General features: G+C 60.7%; 29 protein-coding genes. 5 read left to right on the top strand and 24 right to left on the bottom strand.

The genetic code is table 11. From position 1 onward, the window contains the following. Positions 1-112: 112 nt before the first annotated feature. The 10 genes from L8I05_RS00520 to L8I05_RS00475 all read right to left on the bottom strand — a co-directional run bounded on the left by L8I05_RS00520 (position 113) and on the right by L8I05_RS00475 (position 7,593). Entirely contained in the window at positions 113-349 is a 237-nt protein-coding gene (locus L8I05_RS00520; RefSeq protein ID WP_242166813.1) for a hypothetical protein, read from the bottom strand. 103 nt (positions 350-452) lie between these two features. After that, the gene (locus L8I05_RS00515; protein WP_159959025.1) at positions 453-1,058 is read right to left on the bottom strand and encodes an START domain-containing protein; all 606 of its coding nucleotides are present in this window, start codon (positions 1,056-1,058) and stop codon (positions 453-455) included. A gap of 41 nt (positions 1,059-1,099) precedes the next feature. Next, positions 1,100-1,354 carry a YkgJ family cysteine cluster protein gene (locus L8I05_RS00510; RefSeq protein WP_159959027.1) on the bottom strand — a complete coding sequence of 85 codons (255 nt, stop codon included), beginning with the start codon at positions 1,352-1,354 and terminating at the stop codon, positions 1,100-1,102. Between the two features lie 161 nt (positions 1,355-1,515). Next, positions 1,516-2,007, bottom strand: a complete 492-nt coding sequence (locus L8I05_RS00505) for a translation initiation factor 2 (RefSeq protein WP_242166812.1) — start codon at positions 2,005-2,007, stop codon at positions 1,516-1,518. A 114-nt stretch (positions 2,008-2,121) separates the two neighbouring features. Then, positions 2,122-3,564 (bottom strand): PLP-dependent aminotransferase family protein, encoded by a 1,443-nt coding sequence (locus L8I05_RS00500; RefSeq protein ID WP_159959031.1) that lies wholly within the window; start codon positions 3,562-3,564, stop codon positions 2,122-2,124. Positions 3,565-3,837: 273 nt separating this feature from the next. Next, complete coding sequence (locus L8I05_RS00495; protein WP_197627096.1) at positions 3,838-4,653, bottom strand: OmpA family protein; 816 nt, start codon at positions 4,651-4,653, stop codon at positions 3,838-3,840. Continuing rightward, entirely contained in the window at positions 4,650-5,012 is a 363-nt protein-coding gene (locus tag L8I05_RS00490; RefSeq protein WP_242166810.1) for a DUF4398 domain-containing protein, read from the bottom strand. Before L8I05_RS00490 ends, L8I05_RS00495 begins: the two co-directional genes overlap by 4 nt. Before the next feature lie 9 nt (positions 5,013-5,021). Next, the gene (locus L8I05_RS00485) at positions 5,022-5,831 is read right to left on the bottom strand and encodes a transporter substrate-binding domain-containing protein (RefSeq protein ID WP_242166809.1); all 810 of its coding nucleotides are present in this window, start codon (positions 5,829-5,831) and stop codon (positions 5,022-5,024) included. A gap of 80 nt (positions 5,832-5,911) precedes the next feature. After that, positions 5,912-6,841 (bottom strand): FAD-binding protein, encoded by a 930-nt coding sequence (locus tag L8I05_RS00480; protein WP_177018687.1) that lies wholly within the window; start codon positions 6,839-6,841, stop codon positions 5,912-5,914. A 2-nt stretch (positions 6,842-6,843) separates the two neighbouring features. Beyond that, on the bottom strand, positions 6,844-7,593 hold the full coding sequence (locus L8I05_RS00475; RefSeq protein WP_159959041.1) for an electron transfer flavoprotein subunit beta/FixA family protein: 750 nt from the start codon (positions 7,591-7,593) through the stop codon (positions 6,844-6,846). Positions 7,594-8,113: 520 nt separating this feature from the next. Between L8I05_RS00475 and L8I05_RS00470 the strand changes: the two genes are divergently transcribed. After that, on the top strand, positions 8,114-9,778 hold the full coding sequence (locus tag L8I05_RS00470) for an electron transfer flavoprotein-ubiquinone oxidoreductase (protein ID WP_242166807.1): 1,665 nt from the start codon (positions 8,114-8,116) through the stop codon (positions 9,776-9,778). A 167-nt stretch (positions 9,779-9,945) separates the two neighbouring features. Here L8I05_RS00470 and L8I05_RS00465 read toward each other — a convergent pair whose 3' ends face one another. After that, positions 9,946-10,839 (bottom strand): AraC family transcriptional regulator, encoded by an 894-nt coding sequence (locus L8I05_RS00465; protein WP_242166806.1) that lies wholly within the window; start codon positions 10,837-10,839, stop codon positions 9,946-9,948. Positions 10,840-11,020: 181 nt separating this feature from the next. Here L8I05_RS00465 and L8I05_RS00460 point away from each other — a divergent pair, with 181 nt between their 5' ends. Beyond that, positions 11,021-12,073, top strand: a complete 1,053-nt coding sequence (locus tag L8I05_RS00460; protein ID WP_106576183.1) for an NAD(P)-dependent alcohol dehydrogenase — start codon at positions 11,021-11,023, stop codon at positions 12,071-12,073. 135 nt (positions 12,074-12,208) lie between these two features. Here the strand turns inward: L8I05_RS00460 and L8I05_RS00455 are convergent, their stop codons facing one another. The 6 genes from L8I05_RS00455 to L8I05_RS00430 form a co-directional block, all read right to left on the bottom strand. Further along, positions 12,209-13,012: an IclR family transcriptional regulator gene (locus L8I05_RS00455; RefSeq protein WP_159961607.1), complete on the bottom strand. Its 804-nt coding sequence runs from the start codon at positions 13,010-13,012 to the stop codon at positions 12,209-12,211. Between the two features lie 187 nt (positions 13,013-13,199). Then, positions 13,200-14,165, bottom strand: coding sequence for an L-arabinose ABC transporter permease AraH (gene araH, locus L8I05_RS00450; RefSeq protein ID WP_017138344.1), 966 nt, complete (start codon positions 14,163-14,165; stop codon positions 13,200-13,202). A 17-nt stretch (positions 14,166-14,182) separates the two neighbouring features. Next, entirely contained in the window at positions 14,183-15,682 is a 1,500-nt protein-coding gene (gene araG / locus L8I05_RS00445; RefSeq protein WP_242166805.1) for an L-arabinose ABC transporter ATP-binding protein AraG, read from the bottom strand. After that, a complete protein-coding gene (locus tag L8I05_RS00440; protein WP_242166804.1) occupies positions 15,679-16,659 on the bottom strand; it encodes a substrate-binding domain-containing protein in 981 nt (326 codons plus the stop codon). The genes araG and L8I05_RS00440 overlap by 4 nt, the downstream gene beginning before the upstream one ends. A 32-nt stretch (positions 16,660-16,691) precedes the next feature. Further along, positions 16,692-17,513, bottom strand: coding sequence for an SDR family oxidoreductase (locus L8I05_RS00435; RefSeq protein WP_242166803.1), 822 nt, complete (start codon positions 17,511-17,513; stop codon positions 16,692-16,694). 252 nt (positions 17,514-17,765) lie between these two features. Next, entirely contained in the window at positions 17,766-18,245 is a 480-nt protein-coding gene (locus L8I05_RS00430) for a GNAT family N-acetyltransferase (RefSeq protein ID WP_159959053.1), read from the bottom strand. Between the two features lie 190 nt (positions 18,246-18,435). On the opposite strand from L8I05_RS00430, the gene L8I05_RS00425 reads away from it, so the two are divergent. The 3 genes from L8I05_RS00425 (at position 18,436) to L8I05_RS00415 (ending at position 20,374) form a co-directional block, all read left to right on the top strand. Next, positions 18,436-19,641: an MFS transporter gene (locus tag L8I05_RS00425; protein ID WP_242166802.1), complete on the top strand. Its 1,206-nt coding sequence runs from the start codon at positions 18,436-18,438 to the stop codon at positions 19,639-19,641. An 85-nt stretch (positions 19,642-19,726) separates the two neighbouring features. Continuing rightward, positions 19,727-20,056: a hypothetical protein gene (locus L8I05_RS00420; RefSeq protein WP_242166801.1), complete on the top strand. Its 330-nt coding sequence runs from the start codon at positions 19,727-19,729 to the stop codon at positions 20,054-20,056. 51 nt (positions 20,057-20,107) lie between these two features. After that, complete coding sequence (locus L8I05_RS00415; protein ID WP_159959059.1) at positions 20,108-20,374, top strand: hypothetical protein; 267 nt, start codon at positions 20,108-20,110, stop codon at positions 20,372-20,374. Between the two features lie 129 nt (positions 20,375-20,503). Here L8I05_RS00415 and L8I05_RS00410 read toward each other — a convergent pair whose 3' ends face one another. The 7 genes from L8I05_RS00410 to L8I05_RS00380 all read right to left on the bottom strand — a co-directional run bounded on the left by L8I05_RS00410 (position 20,504) and on the right by L8I05_RS00380 (position 26,731). Further along, a complete protein-coding gene (locus L8I05_RS00410) occupies positions 20,504-21,232 on the bottom strand; it encodes a class I SAM-dependent methyltransferase (protein WP_242166800.1) in 729 nt (242 codons plus the stop codon). Positions 21,233-21,257: 25 nt separating this feature from the next. Next, positions 21,258-22,175, bottom strand: a complete 918-nt coding sequence (locus L8I05_RS00405; RefSeq protein ID WP_242166798.1) for a PfkB family carbohydrate kinase — start codon at positions 22,173-22,175, stop codon at positions 21,258-21,260. Beyond that, on the bottom strand, positions 22,168-23,634 hold the full coding sequence (locus L8I05_RS00400; RefSeq protein WP_177018680.1) for a cytosine permease: 1,467 nt from the start codon (positions 23,632-23,634) through the stop codon (positions 22,168-22,170). The genes L8I05_RS00405 and L8I05_RS00400 overlap by 8 nt, the downstream gene beginning before the upstream one ends. 131 nt (positions 23,635-23,765) lie before the next feature. Beyond that, complete coding sequence (locus L8I05_RS00395; protein WP_242166795.1) at positions 23,766-24,767, bottom strand: ADP-ribosylglycohydrolase family protein; 1,002 nt, start codon at positions 24,765-24,767, stop codon at positions 23,766-23,768. Beyond that, entirely contained in the window at positions 24,764-25,477 is a 714-nt protein-coding gene (locus L8I05_RS00390; protein WP_242166793.1) for a GntR family transcriptional regulator, read from the bottom strand. The genes L8I05_RS00395 and L8I05_RS00390 overlap by 4 nt, the downstream gene beginning before the upstream one ends. Positions 25,478-25,547: 70 nt before the next feature. After that, positions 25,548-26,108 carry a DUF1285 domain-containing protein gene (locus L8I05_RS00385; protein WP_177018678.1) on the bottom strand — a complete coding sequence of 187 codons (561 nt, stop codon included), beginning with the start codon at positions 26,106-26,108 and terminating at the stop codon, positions 25,548-25,550. A gap of 17 nt (positions 26,109-26,125) precedes the next feature. After that, positions 26,126-26,731, bottom strand: a complete 606-nt coding sequence (locus tag L8I05_RS00380; RefSeq protein ID WP_083357207.1) for a DUF4823 domain-containing protein — start codon at positions 26,729-26,731, stop codon at positions 26,126-26,128. Between the last annotated feature and the right edge of the window lie 95 nt (positions 26,732-26,826).

The raw sequence follows: 26,826 nt of genomic DNA, 5'->3' as shown, positions 1-26,826 counted from the left end.
AGCATGTAGCTGACAAGACCAGACCTTAGCGATTCATTCGCTGATCTCACTTGCAGAGTAGCGCGAAGCTATCACCTCCACCAGAGGCGCTTGAATGACATACAGGGAATGTTCAGGCGGCGGGCGAGATGTCGAGGATTTGAATGCTGTTCTGGTCTTTGAGAATCTTGACCGTAGGCTCGGGTTTACGGCCCTCAAGGTCATTGAGGTCGAGCTCGGCAGCCACGGGCACGAGCTTGTTACGAATCATGTGTGCCGCATCTTCGAGGCTGGGCTTGTGATCGCAGGTGAACTGCTCGACGGACTGTACGCCGTGATCATCAACGAAGGTAATTTGCCACATTTGCATCGGTGCCTCCTCGATAAAACCCGTGTGTGGGCTTACAACTATCTGGACCTTGAGGGCTCGGCAAACGTTCCACTCAAGTCAGGAGGCACCCGATTAACTGCGGTTATTTTTCAGCGTGTTCTTTCAACGCTTTCAAGGTGTTGAACGGCGCGTCCACCACAAACTTGTTGGCCAACCACGACGGCACGCTGCCACCTGGCTCGGTGTGCACCTGGTAGGTCACTTCGGTCTGGTTGTCGCCTTTGGGCACCAGCTTCCAATAGCCATCTACCTGGGCCACGCGCACGTAGCCTTTGACTTCCGGCTGGTAGGTCGGCACTTCCAGCAGTTTACGGGTCACGGTGCCGTCAGCCGCCTTGGACGTGGTGATCTCAAGGATCGAGTCGCGGTCGGTCACAGGGAACGGTGCCTTGAACTGGGTGTAGGTCCAGCTCTTGTCACCTTCGGTCTTGAGCAGTTTTTGCGATTTGCATTCGTGGATCCAGGAGCAGGCACCGGCCACGTCTTCCTGCAGGGCCTGGATCTTGGCGACCGGCGCCTTGATCACGGTCACGCCGCGATACGCCTTGTACTTGGAGCCGGCAATTTCGCTCAGGGACACCTTGATACCGTCTTCGTCCTTGGCGACTTGCCAATCCTCAGCCTGGGCAGTGGCAGCAAACAACACTGTAAAACCGCACAACACAGCCATTCGTTTCAGCGAACCCATCGTTGTATTCCTTATTGTTGAAGTTCTGATAGTAAAGCCCATCAAGCCGCCGTCATCTGCTCCCACCAACCGATCAACCGGATCGCATCGGCCTGGTCGGTGCCACAGACATCCGGATCCGCCTTGAAATCACTGCACACCGCTGGGCGTTCCGGTTGGCCAAACAGCTGGCATAGCTGTTCAACCGACAGGTGCAGGCAGCGTTCGCCCGCCGGTTTGCCGTTAGGCATTCCAGGTAATGGCGAACTGATGGAGGGGGCGATGCAGCATGCGCCACAGCCTTCACGGCATTTCATGACCAGCAGGTCCTCGACGACTCAATAGGGATGGCCGGGCTAGAGTACGCCCTTAAACAGTCGTTTTAAAATGGTCTAACAGGGGTTTTTCACACAAAAAAAAAGTGACTGACCAGTCTGCGACAGATGGTCAGTGGGCAACGTCACCTTTGCGGAAAAATTTATTGCTTGAATTCGAAGTCCAGCGCCGCGCCTTCCACGTCGCGGCGCTCCTCGTTGCGCAGTTGCAGCTTCATCTCATTGCTGAGCAGGCGACCGTTGATCTGGAACGCACTGTTGTCGGCGGGCTTTTCACCAAACATCGGCGGCAGCAAGGGCACGCTCTTGGGTTTGGGCATGGTACCGATGGGTTGCAAGTGCCTGACCATTTCCGACGGCAGGGACAAGTCCAACTGTGCCGATGGCAGTTTGGTCTGGGTCACTTCATGGGCGGATTTGGATTTGCTCGCAATCGGTGCGCGCTTTTTAACGGTGGCGGCTTTCTTCTTGGTCGCCGGGGCTTTTTTAGCCGGGGCCGGCTTTTTCGCGGCAGTTTTCTGCGCGGCATTGGCGGCGGGCTTGTTTTCAGCCACAGGGGCTGCCGCCAGCACCGTGCCAACATTGCACAGGCTTAACAGGCCAATCACCACAGCAGCGCGAAAAATAGAGGTCATATCGCCAACAGCATTAACGGCAGAGGGCCATATGCTCGCTTTTTGTGCGCGGCCTGACAAGTCTGGTGAAAAGCCCGCTACCGTTAATGTCCCCTTTAGACGCCTCAACCGACACTATAAAAGTCCGGCTGCGGTTTCCTGACACAGCTGGCTGGCCAGCATCCCCAACGTCATCAGCGCCCGCTCTGCCTCGCGGTTCCACGGCGTACCGCAATTGAGGCGAATACAGTGGTTGAACTGTTCCGTATTACTGAAAATCACCCCCGGTGCGATGCTGATGCCCTGCTGCAATGCGCGTACGTGCAGTTCCTGGGTATTGACCCGTCCGGGCAAACTGACCCACAAGATGAAGCCGCCGGTCGGGCGAGTCATCTGTGTGCCTTCCGGGAAGTATTGCTGCACCGCCAATTGGAAGGCGCTGAGATTCTTGCGGTATTCCTGACGGATGTAACGAAGATGGCGGTCGTAACCGCCGTTCTCCAGGTAAGCCGCAACCCCCATCTGGGTCACGCTGCAGGCCGAGTGGGTGCTGAACATCTGCAGCCGCTGGATTTCCTGCTGGTATTTGCCGGCGATCATCCAGCCGATGCGCACACCGGGAGACAGGGTCTTGGAAAAGCTCGAGCAGTAGATCACCCGGTCGAGGCGGTCGTAGGCTTTCAGGGCCTTGGTGCGGCCCAGTTCGAACATCAGCTCGCCGTAGATATCGTCCTCGACAATCTGGATATCGAAATCCGAAGCCAGGCGCAGCAACTGTTTCTGGCGTTCCTCGGGCATGGTTGCGCCCAACGGATTGCTCAAACGCGTGGTCAGCACCAAGGCCTTGATCGACCATTGGTTGGCCGCCAGTTGCAGGGCCTCAAGGCTCATGCCGGTGGACGGGTCGCTGGGGATCTCGATGACTTTGAGGCCCAGCAGGTCAGCCAGTTGCAGCAAGCCGTAATAGGTCGGTGATTCGGCGGCGATCAAATCGCCTGGGCGGGTCAGCACGCGCAGCGACATCTGCAACGCATCGACGCAGCCGTGGGTGATCACCACTTCGGAGGGGTCCACCACCACGCCGGCGTCGCGCATGCGAATCGCCACCTGGCGGCGCAGCGGCTCAAAACCGGGGCTGAACATGTAGCTGAATGCCCGTGGGCTCTGGAAGCGCGTGACCTTGGCCAGTTGCTGGTGCAGCGCACGTACCGGCAGGTAATCCACACTCGGCACGGCGGCGCCCAACGGGAATACGCCTTCGCGGCGTGACTCGACCAATACCTGCTGGATGATGCTGCTGCGGGTGACCAACCCCGGGCGCTCGACCCGCGCGATGTCCGGCGTCGGCGCCGTCAGCGCCGGGGTCTGGTGCACGTAGTAACCCGACTGCGGCCGCGCCCGGATCAGCCCCTGGTCTTCCAGGTTGGCGTAGGCCTGCAACACCGTCGCGTGGCTGACGTTGAGCTGGGAGCTCATCTTGCGCACCGAAGGCACACGCTCGCCGGGTTGATAGACACCACGACGGATGTCCTCAGCCAGTTGCTGGGCGATACGTTGGTAGAGCAACAGATTGGTCATGACGCAGCACTCGATTTCACGGGTATTTTATTTTTGTGTGAAACATACCGGCACAGTTTAGAAGTGTACGGGGACAGTTGCGAGAATAGTCGAGCGCGGGCGGCAGTGATAGAAAAAACTGTGAGGGTGTTGAACATGAAAAACCCGATCAGCGATCGGGTTGGCTTTGGGTGGGAGCTGGCTCGCCTGCGATGCAGGCACCTCGGTGTTTCTGGCTAACCGGGGTGATGCTACCGCAGGCAAGCCAGCTCCCACAGGGGCCTGCGTTGGACCTTAGCGGGCAGCGCCTAGCTGGCCCTTGTCGTCGGAGAACACAATTTCCACCCGGCGGTTCTGCGCGCGGCCACGTTCCGAGGCGTTGGCTTCCACCGGGTACTGGTCGCCATAGCCTTCGACCTGGATACGTTTTTCATCGATGCCCAAATCCATCAGCACATCGGCCACCGATTGCGCACGGTCGCGGGACAGTTTGAGGTTTTCCTGCTCGCCACCGGTGTTGTCGGTGTAGCCCTCGATGCGCACAACGCGCTTGGGGTTCAGTTGCAGGAACTGCACAATCTTCAGCACTGTGCGGTTGGCCGAGTTTTGCAACTGCGCCTCACCTGTGTCGAACAGCACATCGCCCAGGGTCATCACCAGGCCGCGATCGGTCTGGGTGGTGGTCAGGCTGGCGATTTGCTCTTCGAGCCACTTGCCCTGTTGCTGCACGCTGGCCAGTTTATTTTCGCGCAGAGCCAATTGCAGGCGCTGGCGCTCCAGTTCGAGCTTGGTGCCGCGCTCGGCGTTGAGCCCCTGCTCGGTATGTTCGCGGGCGATCGCGCTGTAACGCTGGCTCAGGTAGGCGTAATGCACCACGTCGGCGCCGCTGCCCCAGTAGCTCGACAAGCGATCGGCACGGGCCAGGGACTCACCGGCGCGAATCACATCCTTGGGCGCGAAGCGCAGCACATTGGCGTCTTCCTTGACCTTCTGGAAGTCGGTGCCGGCCTGTTGCAACGCCTGCTCGCTGTTCGGCTGGCTCGCGCAACCGCCCAAGGCGGCGCTGCCCAGCAGCAACACACAGCTCAAACCACGGATCATCGGGCTCATTGGGCTTCTCCCAACTGCAATTGCTTGCGCAGGCGGGTGATGCGCGTGTTCAGCACGTTGAGTTGCTCCTGGCTCTTGCGGGTCAGAATCCTGGCCTCAGCGAGGCGCGCGTCCAGTTCCGCCTGTTCGGCGCGCATGCGTGCGTGTTTATAGGATTCGTCGGCCATGTCGGCCTTGGCCCTGGCGAACTTGTCTTCGGCCAGTTTCAGCTCTGGCGAATCGTCGGTGCTGGCACCTACGGCGCTGGCTTGCTCCAACGCTTGCTGGGTGAGGCGTATTTGCTCATTCGGCGCAGGATCGGCTGCACATCCCGCCAAAGCGACAACGGCGAGGGCCGCGAAAAGAGGTCGAATAGTCACTGTAAATCCTTACTTTGCTGGGGTGCCGACGGGTTGCTGCAATTGCGCTTTCCAGCGCTCGAGGTTGCGCTGCATCGCTGCTTGCACCACACCGGACGCGGGCAATTCTGTCATCTTTTTGGCGAGCTGTCCGCGCAGCCACGGATCGTTGCAGGCGGAATTGTGGGAAATCGCCAGGTACAAGCCGGGCTGATCGATCGGCACGTCGCGCGCAATCAGGTCGTTGCTCATGCCCAGGCTCTGGGCCATGGCCATGCCGGAATATCGCCCGGCGAGCACGTAGTCCACTTCCCCGAGCAGCAGTTTCTGGAAGGCCGGCGTCAACGTAGGCAAGCGTTGCAGGCTGAGCTGCTGGGCGGCAAAGGTGTCGAAGTCGGCACTCAGGCGTGCGCGTTCGGAGACCGCGCCCTTATGGCCCTTCAAGTCGGCGGCGCTGGTGTAGACCAGCGGCGAATCCTTGCGGGTCCAGACCAGGTAGTCGATTTGCGTCAACGCCGGGTGGATGTAGTCGAGGGTTTCCAATTCGCCCAGGTTCAGCGGCGCATCGGCGAGAATGTCCATGCGCCCGCTGCGCACCTCATCCAGGGCCAGGGAACGTTTGCCACCGTAGAGCAGGTCGATTTTAAGCCCCAGTTCCTTGCCCACTTGTTGCAATACGTCGGCGGTGGCGCCGATCAGGTGCGTGGGGTCTTGCGGGTCGCGCCATAACAACGGTGGTGCGTCCGGGCTGCCGGTGATCACCAGGCGCTCACATTTGCCGGCAGCCAGCGCCAGGCTTGGCAGCAGCGACAAGGCCAACACTACGTGACGCAAATCCATGGCAGTTTCTCCAGGTTAAAAAGGCGCGCAAAAAAAAGCCCGGTCCAAAGACCGGGCTCTTTATAAGTGAAGCGGCTGGATTAGACCAGCTTCTCCAACTCGGGTACGGCTTCGAACAAGTCCGCAACCAGGCCGTAATCAGCCACCTGGAAGATCGGTGCTTCTTCGTCCTTGTTGATCGCGACGATCACTTTGGAATCTTTCATACCGGCCAAGTGCTGGATCGCGCCGGAGATACCGACGGCGATATACAGCTGTGGCGCAACGATTTTGCCGGTCTGGCCGACCTGCATGTCGTTGGGTACGAAACCTGCGTCGACGGCCGCGCGGGAAGCGCCGACCGCAGCGCCCAGCTTGTCGGCCAGGGCGTACAGGTGCTTGAAGTTGTCACCGTTCTGCATGCCACGGCCGCCGGAAACGACGATCTTGGCAGCGGTCAGTTCAGGACGATCCGACTTGGCCAGCTCTTCGCCAACAAAGCTGGAAGTGCCAGCGTCGTGGGCAGCGGAGACGGCTTCAACGGCAGCCGAACCACCTTCGGCGGCAACCGGGTCGAAACCGGTGGCGCGTACGGTGATGACTTTTACCGAAGCGTTGGACTGTACGGTCGCAATGGCGTTACCGGCATAGATCGGGCGCTTGAAGGTGTCAGCGCTTTCAACCGAGATGATCTCGGAGATCTGGTCAACGTCCAGCTGCGCGGCGACGCGTGGCAGGATGTTTTTGCCGTTGGAAGTAGCGGCAGCCAGGATGTGGCTGTAGCCCTTGCCCAGTTCAGCAACCAGCGGCGCGACGTTTTCCGGCAACTGATGCGCGTAGGCGGCATTGTCAGCGTTCAGGACTTTGCTCACGCCAGCGATTTTCGCGGCGGCTTCAGCCACGGCGCCAGCGCCTTGACCGGCTACCAGCACGTGAATGTCGCCACCGATTTTAGCGGCGGCGGCCACGGTGTTCAGCGTGGCCGGGGCCAGCACTTTGTTGTCGTGTTCAGCGATTACCAAGATAGTCATTTTTAGATTACCTTCGCTTCGTTTTTCAGTTTCTCGACCAGTTCAGCCACCGACTTGACCTTGATGCCCGCGCTGCGTGCAGCCGGTGCTTCAACCTTGACGGTCTTGTTGGTGGAGGCGGTGGAAACGCCCAAAGCGTCTGGAGTCACCGACTCAAGCGGCTTCTTCTTGGCTTTCATGATGTTTGGCAGGGACGCATAACGCGGCTCGTTCAAACGCAGGTCGGTGGTAACGATGGCCGGCAGTTTCAGCGAAACTGTTTGCGCGCCGCCGTCGATTTCACGGGTAACAGCAACGCTGTCGCCGCTGACTTCGACTTTGGAGGCGAAGGTGCCCTGGCCGTAACCGGTCAGTGCAGCCAGCATCTGGCCAGTCTGGTTGTTGTCGCTGTCGATGGCCTGTTTGCCGAGGATCACCAGTTGAGGCTGTTCCTTGTCGACAACGGCTTTGAGCAGCTTGGCCACGGCCAGGGAGGTCAGCTCTTCAGCGGATTCAACCAGGATGGCGCGGTCGGCACCCAGTGCCAGGGCGGTACGCAGCTGCTCTTGAGCAGTGGCAGGGCCGATGGAAACCACGACGATTTCAGTCGCCACGCCTTTCTCTTTCAGGCGTACGGCTTCTTCCACAGCGATTTCGCAGAAAGGGTTCATCGACATCTTGACGTTAGCGAGGTCGACGCCGGAATTGTCCGCCTTGACGCGAACTTTCACGTTGTAATCGACAACGCGTTTGACAGCTACAAGAACCTTCATGGATTCCTCGTTACTCTCCGGTGAAAAGAAAGTCGCCTAGGCGAACCTGGCGGTTGATGCTCATCGGCACACAAGGGCACCTCCAAAAACCTCGGCGAGTGACTCAGCGATGGGGAAGTGACGACCGTTCGTCAGTGGTGACTGAGAGGTCATTCTTTATCGCAGCGTGTAAACTGCGCGCCATCGTTTGGGCGCGCGTCACCTGTCTCGCTTTTGGACGTGCTCTTGAAACCTGCAGTCTGCCTACGGTAAGCGCAAAACCGACCGTATATTGACCGGAACGCCTATTCTGGTCAATACAGCAAAATAGCCAGTCATAAGCCGCGCCTCTTTGATTTACCTAGCCTGCGGGCAATTCAAACAAACGTTTGTATTGGACGCTGCCAGTGGTGTAGATATAATGCGCCACCTAGAGAGAAAGGTGGGTCATCGCTGCTGCGAATGCGGTGATGACAGACACGACACCGAACCTCCACCCATTAGAAAAAAAGCCTGTTGAGCCTTGAGTAGGAGATAGCCTGTGGAACGCGAATACATGGAATTCGACGTGGTCATCGTCGGCGCTGGCCCGGCAGGCCTGTCTGCCGCCTGCCGACTGAAGCAGAAGGCCGCCGAAGCCGGTAAAGAAATCAGCGTCTGCGTGGTCGAGAAAGGCTCCGAAGTCGGCGCACATATCCTCTCCGGTGCCGTGTTTGAACCCCGCGCCCTGAACGAACTGTTCCCGGACTGGAAAGAACTCGGCGCCCCGCTCAACACCCCCGTAGTGCGCGATGACATCTATGTACTGCGCAGCCCCGAAGCCTCCACCAAGGTGCCTGACTTCTTTGTGCCCAAGACCATGCACAACGAAGGCAACTACATTATTTCCCTGGGCAACCTGTGCCGCTGGCTGGCCCAGCAGGCTGAAAACCTTGGCGTGGAAGTCTACCCAGGCTTCGCCGCCCAGGAAGCGCTGTTCGACGAAAACGGCGTGGTGCGCGGGATCATCACCGGCGACCTCGGCGTCGACCGTGAAGGCAACCCGAAAGAAGGCGTGTACACCCCCGGCATGGAACTGCGTGGCAAGTACACGCTGTTCGCCGAAGGTTGCCGTGGCCACATCGGCAAGCAGCTGATTCAGCGTTTCAACCTGGACAGCGACGCCGACGCCCAGCACTACGGCATCGGCTTGAAAGAAATCTGGGAAATAGACCCGGCCAAGCATCAGCCAGGCCTGGTGGTGCACACCGCCGGTTGGCCGCTGGATATCATGAGCACCGAAAATACCGGCGGCTCGTTCCTCTATCACCTGGAAAACAACCAGGTGGTTGTCGGCCTGATCGTCGACCTGTCGTACAGCAACACCTTCCTGTCGCCGTTCGATGAGTTCCAGCGCCTCAAGCATCACCCGGTGCTGGCTCAATACCTGGAAGGCGGCAAGCGCGTCAGCTACGGCGCTCGCGCCCTGGCCAAAGGCGGTATCAACTCGCTGCCGAAGATGGTCTTCAAAGGCGGCGCCTTGATCGGCTGCGACCTGGGCACCATGAACGTGGCCAAGATCAAGGGCAGCCACACCGCGATGAAGTCCGGCATGCTCGCTGCCGACGCCGTAGCCGAACGCCTGTTCGCCGACTCCGAAGGCGGCGACGAACTGACCAACTACGTCGACGGTTTCAAAGCCAGCTGGCTCTACGAAGAGCTGTTCGCCAGCCGCAACTTCGGCCCGGCGATGCACAAGTTCGGCCCGATCCTCGGCGCCGGCTTCAACTGGTTCGACCAGAACATCCTCGGCGGCAAAATGCCGTTCACCTTGCACGACACCAAGCCGGATTACGCCTGCCTGAAGCTCGCCAAGGACAGCAAGAAAATCGATTACCCCAAACCCGACGGCAAGCTGAGCTTCGACAAGCTGAGTTCGGTGTTCATCTCCGGCACCAACCACGAAGAAGAACAGCCGTGCCACTTGAAGCTCAAGGACCCAAGCATCCCGATCGGCACCAACCTGCCGCTCTACGATGAACCGGCGCAGCGCTACTGCCCGGCCGGCGTCTATGAGGTGATCACCAAGGAAGACGGCGAGAAGCGCTTCCAGATCAACGCCCAGAACTGCGTGCACTGCAAGACCTGTGACATCAAGGATCCTTCGCAGAACATCACCTGGGTGACCCCGGAAGGTGCGGGTGGGCCGACTTACCCAAATATGTAAGCCAGCTGCTTGAACAAAAAGGCTCCCAACTGGGAGCCTTTTTTATGGGCAACATATATCAACTGTGGGAGCTGGCTTGCCTGCGATAGCGGAGTATCAGTCAACCAATCTTTAGCTGACCCACCGCCATCGCAGGCAAGCCAGCTCCCACATTGAGCGGGGTGTGATCAGGCAGCCCGCTCTTCACCGGGGCTGCGCTCAAAATAGCGCTTATATTCGCGACTGAACTGCGACGTACTCTGATACCCCACGCTGTGCGCCGCCTGCGCCACGCCCATGCCTTCAACCAGCAACAACTGCTGGGCCTTGAGCAGGCGCAACCGCTTCAAATACTGCACCGGAGACAACAACGTGCAACGCTTGAAATGCTCATGAAACGTCGAGGCACTCATGTGCGCATAACCCGCCAAGGTCTCGATATTCAGCGGCTCGGCGTAATGGGCATGCAGGTGATTCAACGACGTGGCGATACGTGAAAACTGCCCCTGCTGCTCGACCAGTGCGCGCAACACATCGGCCTGGGGCCCGCGCAAAGCGGTGAACAACACTTCCCTGACCCGCGCCGGGCCCATGATCCGGCTTTCCAGCGGATCGTGCAGGCACTGCAACAGCCGTTCGACACTGCCGCGCATCGCGTCATCGAGCATCACCGAGCTCATCGACTCCAGGGTCTGCGCCGTCGGCGGCGGCCCGGCCTGCATGCCCATGGCCATGACCAATTCACCGAGCACCACGCGATCAATCCCCACCGTCACCCCATACAGCGGCGCCTGGGGGGCCATGGCGAACGTCTCGCACTCGAACGGCACCGGCATCGCCTGAATCAGGTAATGCCCGGCGCCATACTCCAGCGTCCGTGGGCCCAAGTAAGCGACCTTGCTGCCCTGGGCCACGAACATCAGGCTTGGCTCGTAGATCTGCGGGCCGCGTGCCACGTCGCAACTGGCGCGCAACACCTGCACGCCGGGCAGGTGGGTCGGGGAGAAACCGTCGCAGGGCGTAAGGCCCTCAATCAAGGCTACCAGCGTGGCATTGGCGTCGAGATGGCGAGTCAACAACATGGCAAAAAACTTCGCAAAAAAGGGATGAGAACATCATCGCAGGTCTGAGGGCACATGAATCCAAACAAGGGGCACTCCCGGACGAATAGGCATGAGACTCGGAGCAATCGCCATGGCCGCATCCGGGCCCGGCGCGGAGAATGCGCCGCCTCCCTAGTTATTCCTGTTGCGAGGTTTCCTCATGTATACCGCCATCGGTTATGCCGCCCAGTCGCCCACCACTCCCCTCGCCCCCATGTCCTTCGAACGCCGCAGCCCGCGCGCCGATGACGTGGCCATCGAGATTCTCTACTGCGGCGTGTGCCACTCCGACATCCACCAGGCACGCAACGAGTGGGGCATTGCCGTGTACCCGCTGATGCCGGGCCACGAGATTGTCGGCAAAGTCACCGCCGTCGGCGCCAGCGTCACCGCGCACAAAGTCGGCGACCTGGTCGGCGTAGGCTGCATGGTCGATTCGTGCCGCCACTGCGACGCCTGCCACGCAGACCTGGAGCAATACTGCCTCGAAGGCCCGACCATGACCTACGCCACCCCGGACCGGGTTGACGGCAGCAACACCATGGGCGGCTACTCCGACAGCATCGTCGTCAGCGAACACTTCGTGGTGAAGATCCCGGCCAAGCTCGACCTGGCCAGCGCCGCGCCGATCCTGTGCGCCGGCATCACCACCTACTCGCCGCTCAAGCACTACGGCGTAAAGGCCGGCGACAAAGTGGGCGTGCTGGGCATGGGCGGCCTGGGCCATATGGGCATCAAGTTTGCCAAGGCGATGGGCGCAGAAGTGACGCTGTTCACCCGCTCCGCGAGCAAGGCTGAAGAAGGCCGTCGCCAGGGCGCCGATCACGTGATCGTGTCCACCGACGCCGAGCAAATGAAAGCCGCAGCCGGCAGCTTCGACTTCCTGCTGGACACCATTCCGGTGCAGCACGACCTGAACCCCTACCTCGACGTGCTGCGCTTTGACGGCGTGCACATTCTGGTCGGCCTGATCGAGCCGGTGGATCCGCCGGTGAATGCAGCCAAGCTGGTGCTGGGCCGTAAAGTGCTGGCCGGTTCGTTGATCGGCGGCATTGCCGAAACCCAGGAAGTCCTGGATTTCTGCGCCGAGCACAACATCACCTGCGACATCGAAATGCTCGACATCCGCCAGATCAACGAGGCTTACACGCGCATGATCGCCGGTGATGTGAAGTACCGCTTTGTCATCGACATGGCGACCTTGAAGGCCTGACGCTGATCGTTCCCACGCTCTGCGTGGGAACGCAGGCTGTGACGCTCTGCGTCACCATTGTGGACGCGGAGCGTCCGGGGCGGCATTCCCACGCGGAGCGTGGGAACGATCAACGCGGAGCGTGGGAACGATCAATCAGGCCTTCGCGCCCAACTCCGCTGACAGCCGCGCTGCGACCTGTTTAATCACAGGGATCAGCTCGGCCATTTTTTCCAGCGGCATGTAGGGCACGGTACTGGCGATGCTGATGCCGGCGACGATTCGCCGGCTGGCATCGCGCACCGGTGCCGCCACACAACGGATCGACGGTTCGTTGTCTTCCAGGTCGAACGCATAACCGCCCGCCACGTATTCGCGCATGCGCTGCTCGAACTGTGCCCAGGATTGCTCCGGGTGCTGCGGCCATTGCTGGCTCTTGCCACCGACCGGCAGGCTGGCTTCATACAGGCGCTGCCACTCCTGCACCGAATCATCCAGCAGCATTGCCTTGCCCACACCGGTACGCGCCAACGGCATGCGATGGCCAACCCGCGAGCGCATTTCCGGGCCGTTGCGGCCAGGGTTCTTGTGCAGGTAAAGCACGTCGTCGTATTCACGAATGGCCAGGTGGATGGTGTCGCCGGTCAGCGCCGACAGTTCATCCAGGTACGGGATGGCCAACGTCACCATCGGCAACTCTTCACGGGCCTGGAAGCCCAATTCGATCAGCTTGGGCCCCAGCAGATAACCGACTTGCGGCACCACACGCAGGTAACGCTCCTCCACCAGGCAACTGGCCAGGCGATGGGTGGTGCTGCGGGTGGTGCCGATGCGCTTGGCGATCTCTTTCAAGTCGCGCGCACCGGCCGCCACCGCTTGCACCACGCCCAGGCCACGCAACAGGGTCTGGGTGCCAGTGGGCGCGGCGTCTTTGACGGGGGTGTGGGCGTTTTCCTGCATATCGGGCCTATTGGGGAAGTACGAAAACGGCGCCATTATGGCAAAAGCAGCCCTCCTGAACAGAGGAGATCCACTGTGGGAGCTGGCTTGCCTGCGATGAGGGAGTGTCAGCAATAAATGTGTAAGCTGACACACCGCTATCGCAGGCAAGCCAGCTCCCACATTTTGATCGTTACAGGGTCAGACTTTAACGCTGCTTCATACGGTCGATAATCACCGCCAGCAACAGGATCGAACCGCGAATCACGTACTGATAAAACGTGTCGATGTTCTTCAGGTTCATCGCGTTCTCGATGATCGCCAAAATCAGCACACCGGCAATCACGTGCCGAATCATGCCGATGCCGCCGCTCAGCGATACACCGCCCAGCACACAGGCCGAAATCACCGTCAACTCAAAGCCCTGCCCAATCATCGGTTGGCCCGAGGTCATGCGCGAGGCGAGGATCACCCCAGCCAAGGCGCCGATCAGACCGTGCACGGCAAAGATGATGATCTTGGTGCGATCAACGTTCACCCCGGCCAGCAACGCCGCTTCCTGGTTACCGCCGATGGCCATGGTGTTGCGCCCGTAGGTGGTGTAGTTGAGCAGCCAACCGAAGAACACAAAGCACAGCACGGTGATGATGATCGGCACCGGCACGCCCATCAACTGGCCGTTACCGAACACGAAGAAGCGCTCATCCATCACCCCGACGGCCTTGCCATTGGAGAAGATGTAGGCCAGGCCACGCACGATCTGCATGGTCGCCAAGGTGGCGATCAACGCGTTGATGCGCAGCTTGGCGATGACGATGCCGTTGATCAGCCCCACCACCAGGCCCATGGCCAACGCCGCCGACACACCGAGCACCACGCTGTCGGTGTCGCGAATCACAATCCCCGCCACCACGCCGGCGCAGGCAATCACCGAGCCCACCGACAGGTCGAAGTGCCCCGACGCCAGGCAGAACAACATGGTGCACGCGGCAATGCCCACCGTGGAAATAGCCAGGCCCAGCCCACGCATGTTCAGCGGCGAGAGGAAGTTATCGATAAACAACGCGCTGAGCACAAAGATGCTCAACGCGGCGAGCAGCATCACCCAATCATCCAGAAATTTGCGTTGGTTGAAACCTGGCCAGAAGCCTTTTGCAGTCTTTACCTGGGACATCATTCACCTCGAATTCTTCAAGCCCGCGTACGCGGAAGTGCCAGTTGCAATAGCTGTGCTTCGTCCGCCTGATCGCGGTTCAACTCGCCGGTCAGCACGCCTTCACTCATTACCAGGATGCGGTCGGAGATGCCCATCACTTCCATCAGGTCGCTGGACACCACGATCACCGCAATGCCGCTGGCCGCCAGGTTGTGGATGATCTGGTAGATCTCCGACTTGGCACCGATGTCGATGCCACGCGTCGGCTCATCGAGCAGCAACACCTTCATCGGCATCGACAGCCAGCGGCCAAGAATGGCCTTCTGCTGGTTGCCGCCGGACAGGTACATGATTTTCTGTTCGGCGTTCGGCGTTTTGACTTTCATCGCCTTGATTTGCTGGTCGGCGTTGCCCTTCTCCCAACCCTCACGCAAGAGCCAGCCAAACCTGGAATGCGCGCCGCGTGCGCTGATATTGATGTTCTCGGCGACGCTGGAGAGCGGGATGATGCCTTCCTTTTTACGGTCTTCCGGGCACAGCAATACACCTGCCGCGATGGCATCGCGGGGTGAGCGCAGTTGCAGGTTTTCACCCCCGAGTTGCAGTTGCCCGGCGGTGGAACGCGTCAGCCCGCTCAGCAGCCGAAACAACTCGGTACGCCCCGCGCCGACCAACCCGAACAGGCCAAGAATCTCGCCCTTGTGCACCTGCAGGTTGACCGCTTCACGCAGGCCAGGGCCGAGCAAGCCCTCAACCTTGAGCGCCACTTCGCCGCGCTCACGCGGGCGATAGTCGTAGATGTCCTGAATGTCGCGGCCGACCATGCAAGTCACCAACTGGTCGTGGGTCAGCGTGGCCATGTTGTCAAAGGTGCGCACGAAACGGCCGTCCTTGAACACCGTGACCGCATCGCAGATCCGGAACACTTCTTCCATGCGGTGCGACACGTAGAGCACCACTTTGCCCTCGTCCCGCAGGCGCGTGATGATCGCCATCAAGCGGTCGATCTCCCGCGCCGAGAGGCTGCTGGTGGGTTCGTCGAAGGCAATGACATGGGCGCCACGGGACAGCGCCTTGGCGATTTCCACCAGTTGGCGCTGGCCCAGCGACAACCGCCCGAGTTTCTCCTGCGGGTCGATTTCATCGGCCAGGCCTTTGAGACACGCCAGCGCTTGCTTGCGTAGTTGTCCGCCATTGACCACGCCGAAACGCGATGGCAAGTGCCCGAGGAACAGGTTCTCGGCCACGGTCATTTCCGGCACCAGGTGCAGCTCCTGGTGGATCACCGCGACGCCGCTGGCAATGCTGTCGGCGGCGGATTTGAAGTCCATGGTCTGCTCGCCGATCTGCACCGTGCCGCTGCTCGGAATGTAGGCGCCGCCGAGGATTTTCAGCAGCGTCGACTTGCCCGCGCCGTTCTCGCCCATCAGCGCGTGTACCGAATGCGGCCGCGCTTCAAAGCTGATCTGCGCCAAGGCTTTGACCCCGGGAAAATCCTTGCCGATGCCGTTGAACCGCAGGGCCGCGCCGGTCATTTCCACAGACCGATTTTGCTCAACTCTTCCTTGAAGTTGGCGCGGGTGATCAGGGTTACGTTATCCAACGCGGTGAACTTGGCAGGTTCGGTGCCTTTGGTTACCCACTCGAACATCGCCGTGGCGGTTTTGTAGCCCGAGGCGTCAGGGCTCAGCAGCATCGAGCCATAGAAACCGGTATCGGACTTCTTAAGTTCTTCGATGGCGTCGGTTCCATTGATGCCGACACCGATCACGTTGGCGGCCTTGAAGCCCGCGCTTTCGGTGGCGCGCACGCCGCCCAATACGGTGCTGTCGTTCATGCCGCCGATGATCAGGTTTTTCGCGGTACCCGGCAGTTTCACCAGCGCCGAGTTGGTGGCATCCATGCTGCCCGGCACGTCGAGGGTTTTCTGTGCGCTGAACAGGATGTGGTCCGCGGGCAAGCCGGCAGCCTTGAGGCCTTCGACCGAACCGTCGGTGCGTTTCTTACCGGTTTCCAGCTCGTCAAAGGTGTTGATAACGGCGTAGGTTTCCTTCCAGTCCCAGTTGCGATGCTTGGCTTCGGCGGCCATGGCTTCGCCTTGTTTCTGGCCGATTTTGTAGGCGTCCAGGCCGACGTAAGGCACGTCTTCCATGGGCTTGCCTTTGGCATCGACGAAACGGTCGTCGACGGCCAGCACTTTCAAGCCATTGAGCTTGGCCTTGGCCATGATGGCCGGGCCCAGGGACACGTCCGGCGGGCAGATCACAAAACCCTTGGCGCCGTTGGCCGCGAGGGTGTCGATGGCCGAGAGGGTTTTCTCGCCGTCAGGCACGGCGATCTTGATCACGGTGAAACCCTGGTCCTTGCCGGCTTTTTCGGCGAAGGCCCATTCGGTCTGGAACCAGGGCTCTTCCGCCTGTTTGACCAGGAAGCCGATCTTGACTTCTTCGGCAGAGACGAAGCCGCTGAAGGCCGCGGCGAGCGCCAGGGCGCCGAGTGTTTGCTTGAACATGAACCACCTCGTTCTTGTTATTGGAAACGTTTTTAGTCGTGGTACATCACAGACCGCCCGCCATCGATCATCAGGCAGGTTGCATTGATAAAGGGTGCCTCGTCCGTGGCCAGGAACAGCGCCGTCATCGCCACCTCGACCGGCTGGCCGATGCGCTTGGGCGGGTGCAGGTCGAAGGCACGCTGGCGCTCGGCATGCGGGTCGGGGAAACCGTTCCAGTAGTCGACGTTGAGCTGGGTTTCGATATAGCCCGGCGCGATGGCATTCACGCGGATGCCCTTGGGCGCATATTCGATGCCCAGCGCGCGGGTCAGGCCGAGCAGGCCATGCTTGGCGACGGGATACGGGAAACAGCCGGGGATGATGTGGCTGGAATGGGTAGAGGCGATGTTGATGATGTTGCCGATGCCCTGTTCGATCATGTGCGGCAACACCGAACGGCAACCGAACCAGGCGCCGTCGAGGTCGATGGCAAAGCAGCGGCGCCAGTCTTCGTCGCTCATTTCCAGCGGGTCGCGGAACACATTCACGCCGGCGCAATTGACCAGCACATCCACGCGGCCATAGCGCTCGATGGCCAGGTTGACCAGCGACTGCCATTGTTCTTTGGAGGTGATATCGACGGCTTGCGCGACAATCTCTGCGCCACGTTCACGCCAGTGGGCGGCGACTTTCTCAACCTTTTCGGCCTGGATATCAGCGATGACCAGACGGGCCTGCTGGGCCTGGAAGCAGGCGACGATCGCCTCACCAATGCCTTGGGCCGCGCCGGTAATGATCACAACTTTGTTTTTCAGCCGCTCGCCGTAGGTGGGCTCGGGCACAGCGGGTAACGACAACGGTTGGGGCTGCATCGCTTCACCTGTTTTATTTTTGGTAGTGAGTGCTGATGCTGCCGACTATAAACCCATCTTTTGAGATATCTCAATATATAAATTTGCATCCCATATATTGAGCATTTTGCAAAAAAGGGGAGCCGATCTGTGTGGGAGCTGGCTTGCCTGCGATACAAACACCTCGGTCATTCAGTTACTCCGAGGTGATGCTATCGCAGGCAAGCCAGCTCCCACACAAGCCCGCTCCCACAATTGGATCTTCGCTGTTCTTCAGCCTTGGGCGAAATCGCGCAGCGCGTCGCCTTCCATGCGGTAACGCACCCATTCTTCCTGCGGCTGCGCGCCGATGGATTTGTAGAAGGCAATCGCCGGCTCGTTCCAGTCCAGCACGCTCCACTCAAAACGTCCGCAACCGTTGTCGCAGGCGATCTTCGCCAAGTGGCGCAGCAACTTCTTGCCTGCGCCGCCGCCGCGTTGTTCGGGGTTGATGTAGAGGTCTTCGAGGTACAGGCAGTTGCTGCCCAGCCACGTGGAGTAGCTGAAAAAGAACACCGCAAAACCAATCGGCAGACCGTCCCGCGAGCAGATCAGGCCATGGGCGGTGGCACCTTCGCTGAACAGGCTGCGTTCGATGTCCGCCACACTGGCGATCACTTCGTGCCGGGCTTTTTCGTACTCGGCAAGCTCGGTGATGAACGCCAGGATCTGCGCAGCATCGCTGGGCACGGCGGGGCGAATCTCGATGGTCATGGGCGAGCCTTGGGCAAATTCAAAGCACACATACTAAGGCGGTTTGATGACGAATTGCAGCGCAATTTAGTGCTGGCCGGGGAGCCTTACTCCGTCGTGGGCTAATGCAAGCACCACCAAGCACAGAACAATCTGCTGCGCTGTGCATGCTAAAAATTGGCCATAACTCTAACGCGCTCAAGGTTTAGCCATGCATGCCACTGCACCCGTAAAAAAACGAAGCGCAAAGCTCTTCGCGCTGTTTTGCCTGGCCAGCTTCCTGCTGTCGCTGTCGTACGGCTCGACGTTTCTGCTGTCGCTGCTGATTCATTCGCGCGGCGGCAACGAGCACGATGCCGGCAGCGTGATCTCCACCGCGATGTTCAGCACCTTTGTGGCAGTGCTGTTCTCCGGGCATCTGGCCGATGCAGTGGGCGCCGCACGCGCGATTGCGTGGACCGGCGTGTTGCTGGTGGTGGCGTGCCTGGGGTTTGCCCTGATGCCGGGGTTTGGCCACGGCTTGATGCTATTCGGGCTCTCATTGGGCTTGGGCTGGGGCGTGTTCTACACCTTGGGCCCGATTATCGTCAGCTTGTTGGTGGAACCGTCGCAGCGGGCCAAGTACTTTGCCTTGCTGTCGGGCAGCATGTTGAGCGGGATCGGCTCCGGCCCTTTGCTCGGCCGAGCGGCGAGTGCGCTGGAGCTGCCGCTGACCACAGCGTTTTACATCGCCGGGCTCGCCAGCCTCGTCGGGGTGGTGATGTTCTGGCGCATGGGCGCGCAACTCAAGCAGCACGCCAATACGCCGACCTCGAGGATTTCCTGGGCCGCCAGCCGACAGGTGCTGTCATCCAAGGCGGGGTTCGCCATCCTCATGGTCGGCCTGGGCGGCTGTGTATTTGGCGGCCTGTCGTCGTTCCAAACCAGTTACGCAGCCGCACGTGGCTTGGACTATTCGCTGTTCTTCGCCGGGTTCCTGAGCGCCGCGATCACCAGCCGTTTGTTGATTGCCGGCAATGTGGTCAAGCGCGATGCCTACTGGGCCGCCTGTGTGTTGTCCGGGATCATGCTCGGGGCCGTCGCACTGCTTGCCTTTGGCGTGAGCGGCAACCTCAGTTACTTGCTGGCCGCTGCCACGCTGGGCGTGGGATACGGCCTGACGTATTCGGTGATCAATGGGTTGGTGGCCAACGAAGCACCGGTTGGCACTACGTCCCAGGCCTTGCTGCTGTTCAGCCTGGCGTACTTTGTTGGCGTGTTCGGGTTCCCGTGGCTGGCGGGCCAGATCATCGTGGACCACGGCCTGCCCACACTGCTGGCGATTGTCGTGGGCGTGGCGCTGTTTAACTGGCTGATCGCGGTGGCGCGGCTGGTGTGGCGCAGCGTCTCGGCACACAAAATCTTACAGGTACGCTAATACCGTTCGTCGCCATCAAGGCACGAACCGCAAGTGGGGGCTGACCAATAAAGGGTAAGGACATTAATCATATGGAGACGCCCTCATGAAGAATTCCAAGTTTGCCGCCCTCGCCCTCACCGGCCTGTTGTCTGCTGCCTCGCTGAACGCGTTTGCCGCTACTTCCTCTACCGGCAAGACCGACCCAAACCCTGCCACTCAGGAATCCCAGGAATCGATGGGCACCGGCATGGACACTAATGGCGGCGCAGTTATTCAACCCGGTGCTGACCCTCGTACCCAAGGCAATGACACCCAACGCCAGGCACCGGCTGCGGTCGGTAACGGCAAAATGGGTCCAAGTATCAACCAGCCAAAAATCAACACCGGCGACGATTCCAACGTCCCTGAGGCGCCGAAACAACCTGCGCCTTGATGCACCCATAGCCCCACCGACACCCGATCATTTCCCAGTGAAGAGGTACGCATGAACGTCGATAGAAACCTTGAAAAAGAAGTCCTCACCCGCCTGCTGCACGCCCACCCGAACGGTTTGGGCAAGGAGGTGCTGGATAACTACCGCGGCGAGAAGGAAGTGGCCAGTGTCTTGGCGTTCCTGCAGGACCGTGGGTTTATCAAGGATGGGCATGTGACCACCGACGACGCCGGTGAATATTCGTTGAACCTGCCGATCAAGCTGACCGCGTCCGGCGTTGACGAGGCGCGCAAGCTCGACGGCGAACGCGCGCAGTAAACGAAGATCCAAATGTGGGAGCGGGCTTGCCCGCGATGGCGTCGCATCAGTCACTATTTTTCTGACTGATCCAGCGTCATCGCGGGCAAGCCCGACTCCCACATTTTTGTTTTGTGCTCACCCTGGAAATCAGCGCTGTGCCGAGACCAGCAGCATCATCGGGCGCTCTTGCTCTTCCTCCAATTCTGGCCGAGCTTTCAGGTCCGCTTCGCTGGGGCCCCACTCCTCCACATGACTGAGCGTAAACCCTGCCTGGATCAACAGATTGAGCAATGTGCCCAGCGTGCGGTGCTGTTTGATCACGCCCTCGGCCAGCCAGTTCGTTACCCGTGGGCCTTCCAGTTGATAGCCATCCACAGGCCAGCTTTTGCGACCCTGATCGTCCACCAACCAACCCGGATTACGCGGTGCCATGAAGATCGGGTGCTCGATGGAAAACACCAGGCGCCCGCCCGGCACCAACGCTTGATGAAGACGCGCGAACAGCCCCTTGAGGTCGACGATGTAATGGAACGCAAGTGAGCTGTAGGCCAGATCGAATGCGCCAGCAGGCAGGTCGAGTTGTTCCAGGTCGGCAATCGCATAGTGGATGCTCGGCGCCGAGGTCATCTCGGTGGCCCGCGCCAGCATCTTTTGCGACACGTCCAGGCCGAGCACCTGCGCTGCGCCCTGCTCCTGTGCCCAGCGGCTGAACCAGCCGTAACCACACCCCAGGTCCACCACCTTCAAGCCACGCATCGGCGGCAGCAGCGCCTGCAACGCGGGCCACTCCGGCGCACCGGCCAGGCCTTCGACCGAGCGGCCCATTTTGCTGTAGCCCTCGAAGAAGGCTGGCGTGTCATAGATGTTCTGGGTCATGGGCTGATTCCGTGCGGAGAAGGCCCTATTTTGCCAACAACGCATCCACTTCGTCAGTACCGGGTGAAGTCGCCGGGCCCCAGCGCGTGACCGCCAGCGCAGCCGCCGCATTTGCGCGGCGCGCCGCAGCAGCCGGTTTCAAGCCTTTGGCCAACCCGGCAAGGAACACACCGGCATGCGCATCGCCCGCGCCGTTGCTGTCGACGGCGGTCACTTTGAAGCCCGGCACATGCTCGGCCTGGCCTTGGCGGCTGACCCAGCACCCATTCGGCCCATCACGCACCACCAGCAGTGCCTCGGCAGGCAAATGGCGATTGAGTTCGAGCAGGGCCTCGGCCAGCGTACCGGCGCCGGTAAACGCCAGGGCTTCCGGGCCATTGCTGGTCCAGATATCGATGCGCGGCAGCAAGTCGACCATCAAGGCCGAATCCGGCGCCTTGACCAATGGCCCCGGGTCGAACACCACCGTGATTTCACGCGGCAGCGCCAACAGCCAGTCGAGCAACGCCTGGGCCTTGCCTTCGAGCAACAGGCTGTAGCCGCTGACGTACACGTAGTCGTCCGCACGCGGTACGACACTGGCCAAATCCTCGGCGCTCAAATCCCCTTCAGCGCCGATATGCGAAATGAACGTGCGCTCGGTGGTGGCCTCGGTCAGCGACACGCATAAACCCGTGTCCTTGCCGGTGCTGGCCGCTTGAGCCATCTCCACGCCTTCGGCCTGCATCGCCGCGCGGGCCAGGTCGCCGAAGCGCCCGTGGCCATGGCGGCCGAGGTAGACCACCGGCAAGCCGTTACGCCGGGCGGCAGCCATCACGTTGAAACCACCGCCGGCTTCGAAGCTGGCGGATTGCGCCAGCACGTCGCCGCCGGTCGCCGGCAAGGTGTCGAGGGCCATGACCAGGTCGACGATGACCTGGCCGGTGTGCAGCAATCTAGACATTAGGGCTCTCTACTAAAGCCGGGCGACGGTCAGCTGCGCCGCCCAGTACCGCATAAATCCCACCGGCCACCAGAAACGTGACGATCCAGCCCAGGCCGTTGTGGCCCAGCCAGGAGTCGGACAACGGCCCGGCGAACCAGATGTTTTCCGCCGTGGTGCCGATGGTGGTGAAGCTGAAGCCCAGCACGATCGCCACGGCCCAGGCGCCGAAGGCACGCCATTCCACACCGCCGCGATACCAATAGGCGCTGCTTGGGCTTACGTCCAGCAGGTCTTTGGCGCTGTAGTAGTGGCGGTGAATCAAGTCGACCACGAAGATCCCGACCCATGCGGTAATCGGCACTGCCAGCAGCGAGATGAAGGTGATGAAGGGGCCGTAGAAACTGTCGGCGATGAGCATGAAGTAGATCGAACCGGCGAAGATCGCCACGATGTCGACGATCACGGCGTGCACGCGCTTGACCTTCAAGCCGAGGGTCAACGTGGTGAGGCCCGCCGAATACACCGACAGGTTATTCGACAGCAGCAGCCCACCGAATGCGGTGATCAGGTACGGCACGGCCATCCAGGTCGGCAGCATGTCGCGGATCGCGATGATCGGGTCAGTGGCCGAGGCCAGGTCGTTGTTGCCCACCGACAGCAAGCCGCCAAGGGTGATCAGCAGCACCAGAGGAATCCCCGCGCCAAACGCGGCAGACGCCACCAGGCGCACGGCCTTGACGCTGCGGTGCTGGTAGCGCGACATGTCGGCCCCGGCGTTGGCCCAACCGATACCGGTGCCCGCCGCCATGGTGCCGACGCCGATGATCATTGCGCTCAGCGGCGCCGGGGTGGCGTTGAACACTGCGCTCCAGTCGATGGTGGCGCAGAGAAAGCCGCCCACCAGAATATTCAAGCCGCCGAATACGTAGGTGGCCCACTTCTGGATGACCAGCAAAGTCGCGTGGCCGAGGCCGGAAACGGACAAGGTCAGCAAGACGAAAATGGCGATGAAGATCAGCGTCAGCACCGGCGCGCTTTTCGCCTCGACCGGCGAGTGGAACAGGATCGAACACAACGACAGCAGCACGAATGCAGCCGTAGTGGTGTTGACGGTTTCCCAACCCAGCCGCGACATCAGCGACACGATGGTCGGGCCGATATTGCCGCGCACGCCGAAGATCGCGCGGGACAAGGTCAGGCTGGGCGCACGGCCACGGCGACCGGCAATCGAGATGATCCCGACCACCGCGAAAGAACCGGCGGCACCGAGGATCGCGACGATGATCGCCTGCCAGATGGCCAGGCCGCGAAACGCTACGAGGGTCGCGCCGAGCGGCAAACCGAGGATGCTGATATTGGCCGCGAACCACACCCAGAACAGTTGCAGCGGATGGCCGTTGCACTCGCTTTCAGGAACCGGTTCGATACCGCGTGTTTCCAATTGCCCGGCACTTTGGCCGGAAGAAGGGGTGCTCATGAGGGGTGCTCCTGGTGCCTGTATTGTTGTGGTTGTGGCAGATAGTCAAAGCTCTAACCGGTCGTCCTGACTCAAACACGATTTGATGTGGGAGCTGGCTTGCCAGCTCCCACAATTTTGATTTGCGGCGCTTATCGAATGTGCAGCAGCCCCTGCACCAGCGGTTGCAAGTCCAGGCCATTGACCTGCTTGACCTGTTCAATCATCGCCTCAGGCCAGCACTGCAGGCCCAAACACGCGCCCAGCATCGCGCCGAGAATCGCGGCGATGGTGTCGGTGTCGCCGCCAAGGCTGGCGGCCAGGCACACCGCTTCAAAAGCATTCATCGCGCCCACCGCCACTTGCTGCGCGAGGGCAAACGACACCACCACCGATTCCTGGGACGCGACGGAGGTGCCGATCAATTCATAGAGCAGGTCGGCGAACAGGGCTTTGTCGCCGCTGCCGACGCTCAAGGTCCGCGCCCAGCTGATACGCGTAGAGATGCGCCCACCGGCAATCCAGTGGCCATGGTTTTCGGCCTGCTGGGCGATCTGGGTGCCGATGTTCAGCGCTTCGCCCAGGTCCACGCCGTTGATGCCGGCCGAGACCACCGCCGCAACGGCCGCCGCACTGGAGATGCCCAACGAGGTGTTGTGGGTGACCTGGCAGGCCTGGATCACCGCTTTAATAAACTGCGCCGGATCGCTGACATCCGCGGCGATCCCGACGGGGGTGATGCGCATTGCCGCGCCATTGGTGGTGCCGTAGCGCCCGGATTCTTCCGGGGTGTGGCCGGCGAGGATCATGTCGATCGCGCGTTTGGTCGATGGCCCGAGCAAATCCTGGGAGCCCTTGGCACGCATCACCGCTTCCCAGTCGATCAGGCGCTGGGCGAGCACGGTGGGTTCGATCTTGCCGTGGCCTTGCACCAGCAGTTCGCCGACCAGGATCGCCTGTTCGGTGTCATCGGTGATCGAGCCGGCGGGCATGTTCGGCGCGATGGGCTGGTCGTCGTCGGCATCTTCCAGCGCAGTGATCGCACCGAAGCGCTGCTGCACCTGCTCGCGGCTCAGGGACTGGGTGGGCATGCCCAGGGCGTCGCCCAAGGCCAAGCCGTAAAAGGCACCGAGGGCGCGATTTTGCGCGGTCATTTTGAAGCTCCAAACTGCAGGTGCAGGCGAAAGTGCAGAGGGTCGAGCAAACTTTCGACGTACTCCATGAAACGCTCGCGGCGGTCGTAAGTGGTGCGCGAGGCCTTGAGAAACACCGTGCCGGCCGGGCGACCGAGCAGCTCGGCGTCTTCATCGCTCAGGGGCTCGGCGCCGATCCACTGGTCACCTTCGGCGCCGACGTAGCCGTAGGCCGCCAGGGTGATGGTCAGGGAATTGTCGATCAGGCCGACGCGGGGCAGGCTTTCCAGACTTCCGGCGGCGGGCATCAACGAGCGCTCCAGGGACACCGCAGTGCCATCCGTGGTGCGCCGGCGCCGGTCGAGGGCGATGAATTGGTCGCTGCCGAAACGGCTGAGCAGGTCCGGGCGGGTCACGGCTTCCAGGCGCAGGATGTCGGTGGTGACCAGTGCGCCGGTATCGGCCAGGGCCTGAGCCCAGCCGTTGCGTTGGTCGAGCACCATGCCGTCAAACGTCACGATGGAGCCGACGCCGCTCTGGGTGGCGATGTAGTTACGCCGTTTGAGCTCAGCCAGGGCTTCGCGCAAGGTGCCCCGGCTGACCGCGAATTCTTCGGCCAACTGATGCTCACCCGGCAGCAGATAACCGTCGGCCATCACTCCAGCCTCGATACGGCGGATGAGCTCGTCGACGACGCGTTTTTTCTTATCAAATCGGACATGTCTAATCATGTACAAATTGATAACCGAAAGCGTCCGATGACAGCAAGCGAATTATTTCAGAGAGATGAAAAAACCGGCCTCAGGGCTCGAGGCCAATGCGGAAAAACTCCCCGCCACTCCATACGCCAAGCCAGTTCTGACCGTTGATCGGACGGCTCACCGCCAGTTCGACCAATTGGTAAAACACGTTGCGATGCACAAGGGCTTCGAGGTTGGTACGCACCCGCAGATAGGGCGAGGGTTCCTGAGTGACGGGGTCGATGACGACGCGCAGCGGGTGTTCGAGGCCAGCCTCGATGGGCTCGTCGACGTTGGTGGTGAACCGCAGCACCTGCTGTTCGCCCTGCCCTTCGACTTCCAGAGTTACTGCGACAAAGGGCGCATCATCGACGCTGATGCCGACCTTTTCCACCGGAGTGACCAGGAAATAATCATCGCCATCGCGGCGGATGATGTTGGAGAACAGCTTGACCATCGGCTTACGCCCGATCGGCGTGCCCTGATAAAACCAGGTGCCGTCGCGGGCGATACGCATGTCGATGTTGCCGCAAAAATCCGGGTTCCACAGGTGTACTGGCGCCGGCCCTTTGCCCTTGGGCAGTTGGGCCAATAGGTCATTGGCCTTGGCGGAATCGGACATGATGTGCTCCTTGAGTGTTACTGATCTCCCATGCCCAGCAGGCCGCGGGCGTACTGCGCCAGGGGGCGGGCAATCAGATCTTCTGGCTTGTTGTCGTGGAACGTCAGTAAACCGCCACGACTGCGAATACGTGCAGTATCAATCAAATACTGGGTGCTGGTCTCGATCAACATGATCTGGATGACGCCGCTGTCCAGACCGACGCGGTCGAGGGCTTGCTGATCGGTCCATTCATCGGCATTGCCAATCCGGTCATCGGCTGCCGCAAAGCGGCAATACAGCAGGTAATGCGCACCCGCCGCACGGGCTTCGGACATCGCTTGTTCCAAACCTTCCGGCTTTCGGGCGCGGCGCACCATGGGGAAGTATTCGACGAAACCGTTGAAGGCTTCTTCGGCCACCACGTTAGGCCGCGGGTAGGCGCTGCCCGGCGGCACAAAGGCGCCCTGGGCGATAAATACAAAGGAGTCAGGCTGTATGCGAATCGACGCGGTACGGCGAGTATCACTGTGGTCCAGCAACCCGGCGTCGCTCATCTGATAACGGGTGCCTTCGGCCATATCGCTGACGGTCATGCAACCACTCAGCGTCAATGACGCCAGCAACAAAACCAGACTACGCATCCTAATCCTCCAGAAGCCGGTGACGGAAAACCGGCGAATGGGCACGTGATGCAGAATCCGCGCCATTCAGGCGCAGCACAAAACAAATGTGGGTT

The sequence above is a fragment of the Pseudomonas sp. MONT-RG-20F-20-E-7-02 genome (genome assembly GCF_022662395.1).
Lineage (GTDB): Bacteria > Pseudomonadota > Gammaproteobacteria > Pseudomonadales > Pseudomonadaceae > Aquipseudomonas.
The sequence above is the reverse complement of the archived record's forward strand: the minus strand, read 5'-3'. Positions and strand labels throughout refer to the sequence as shown.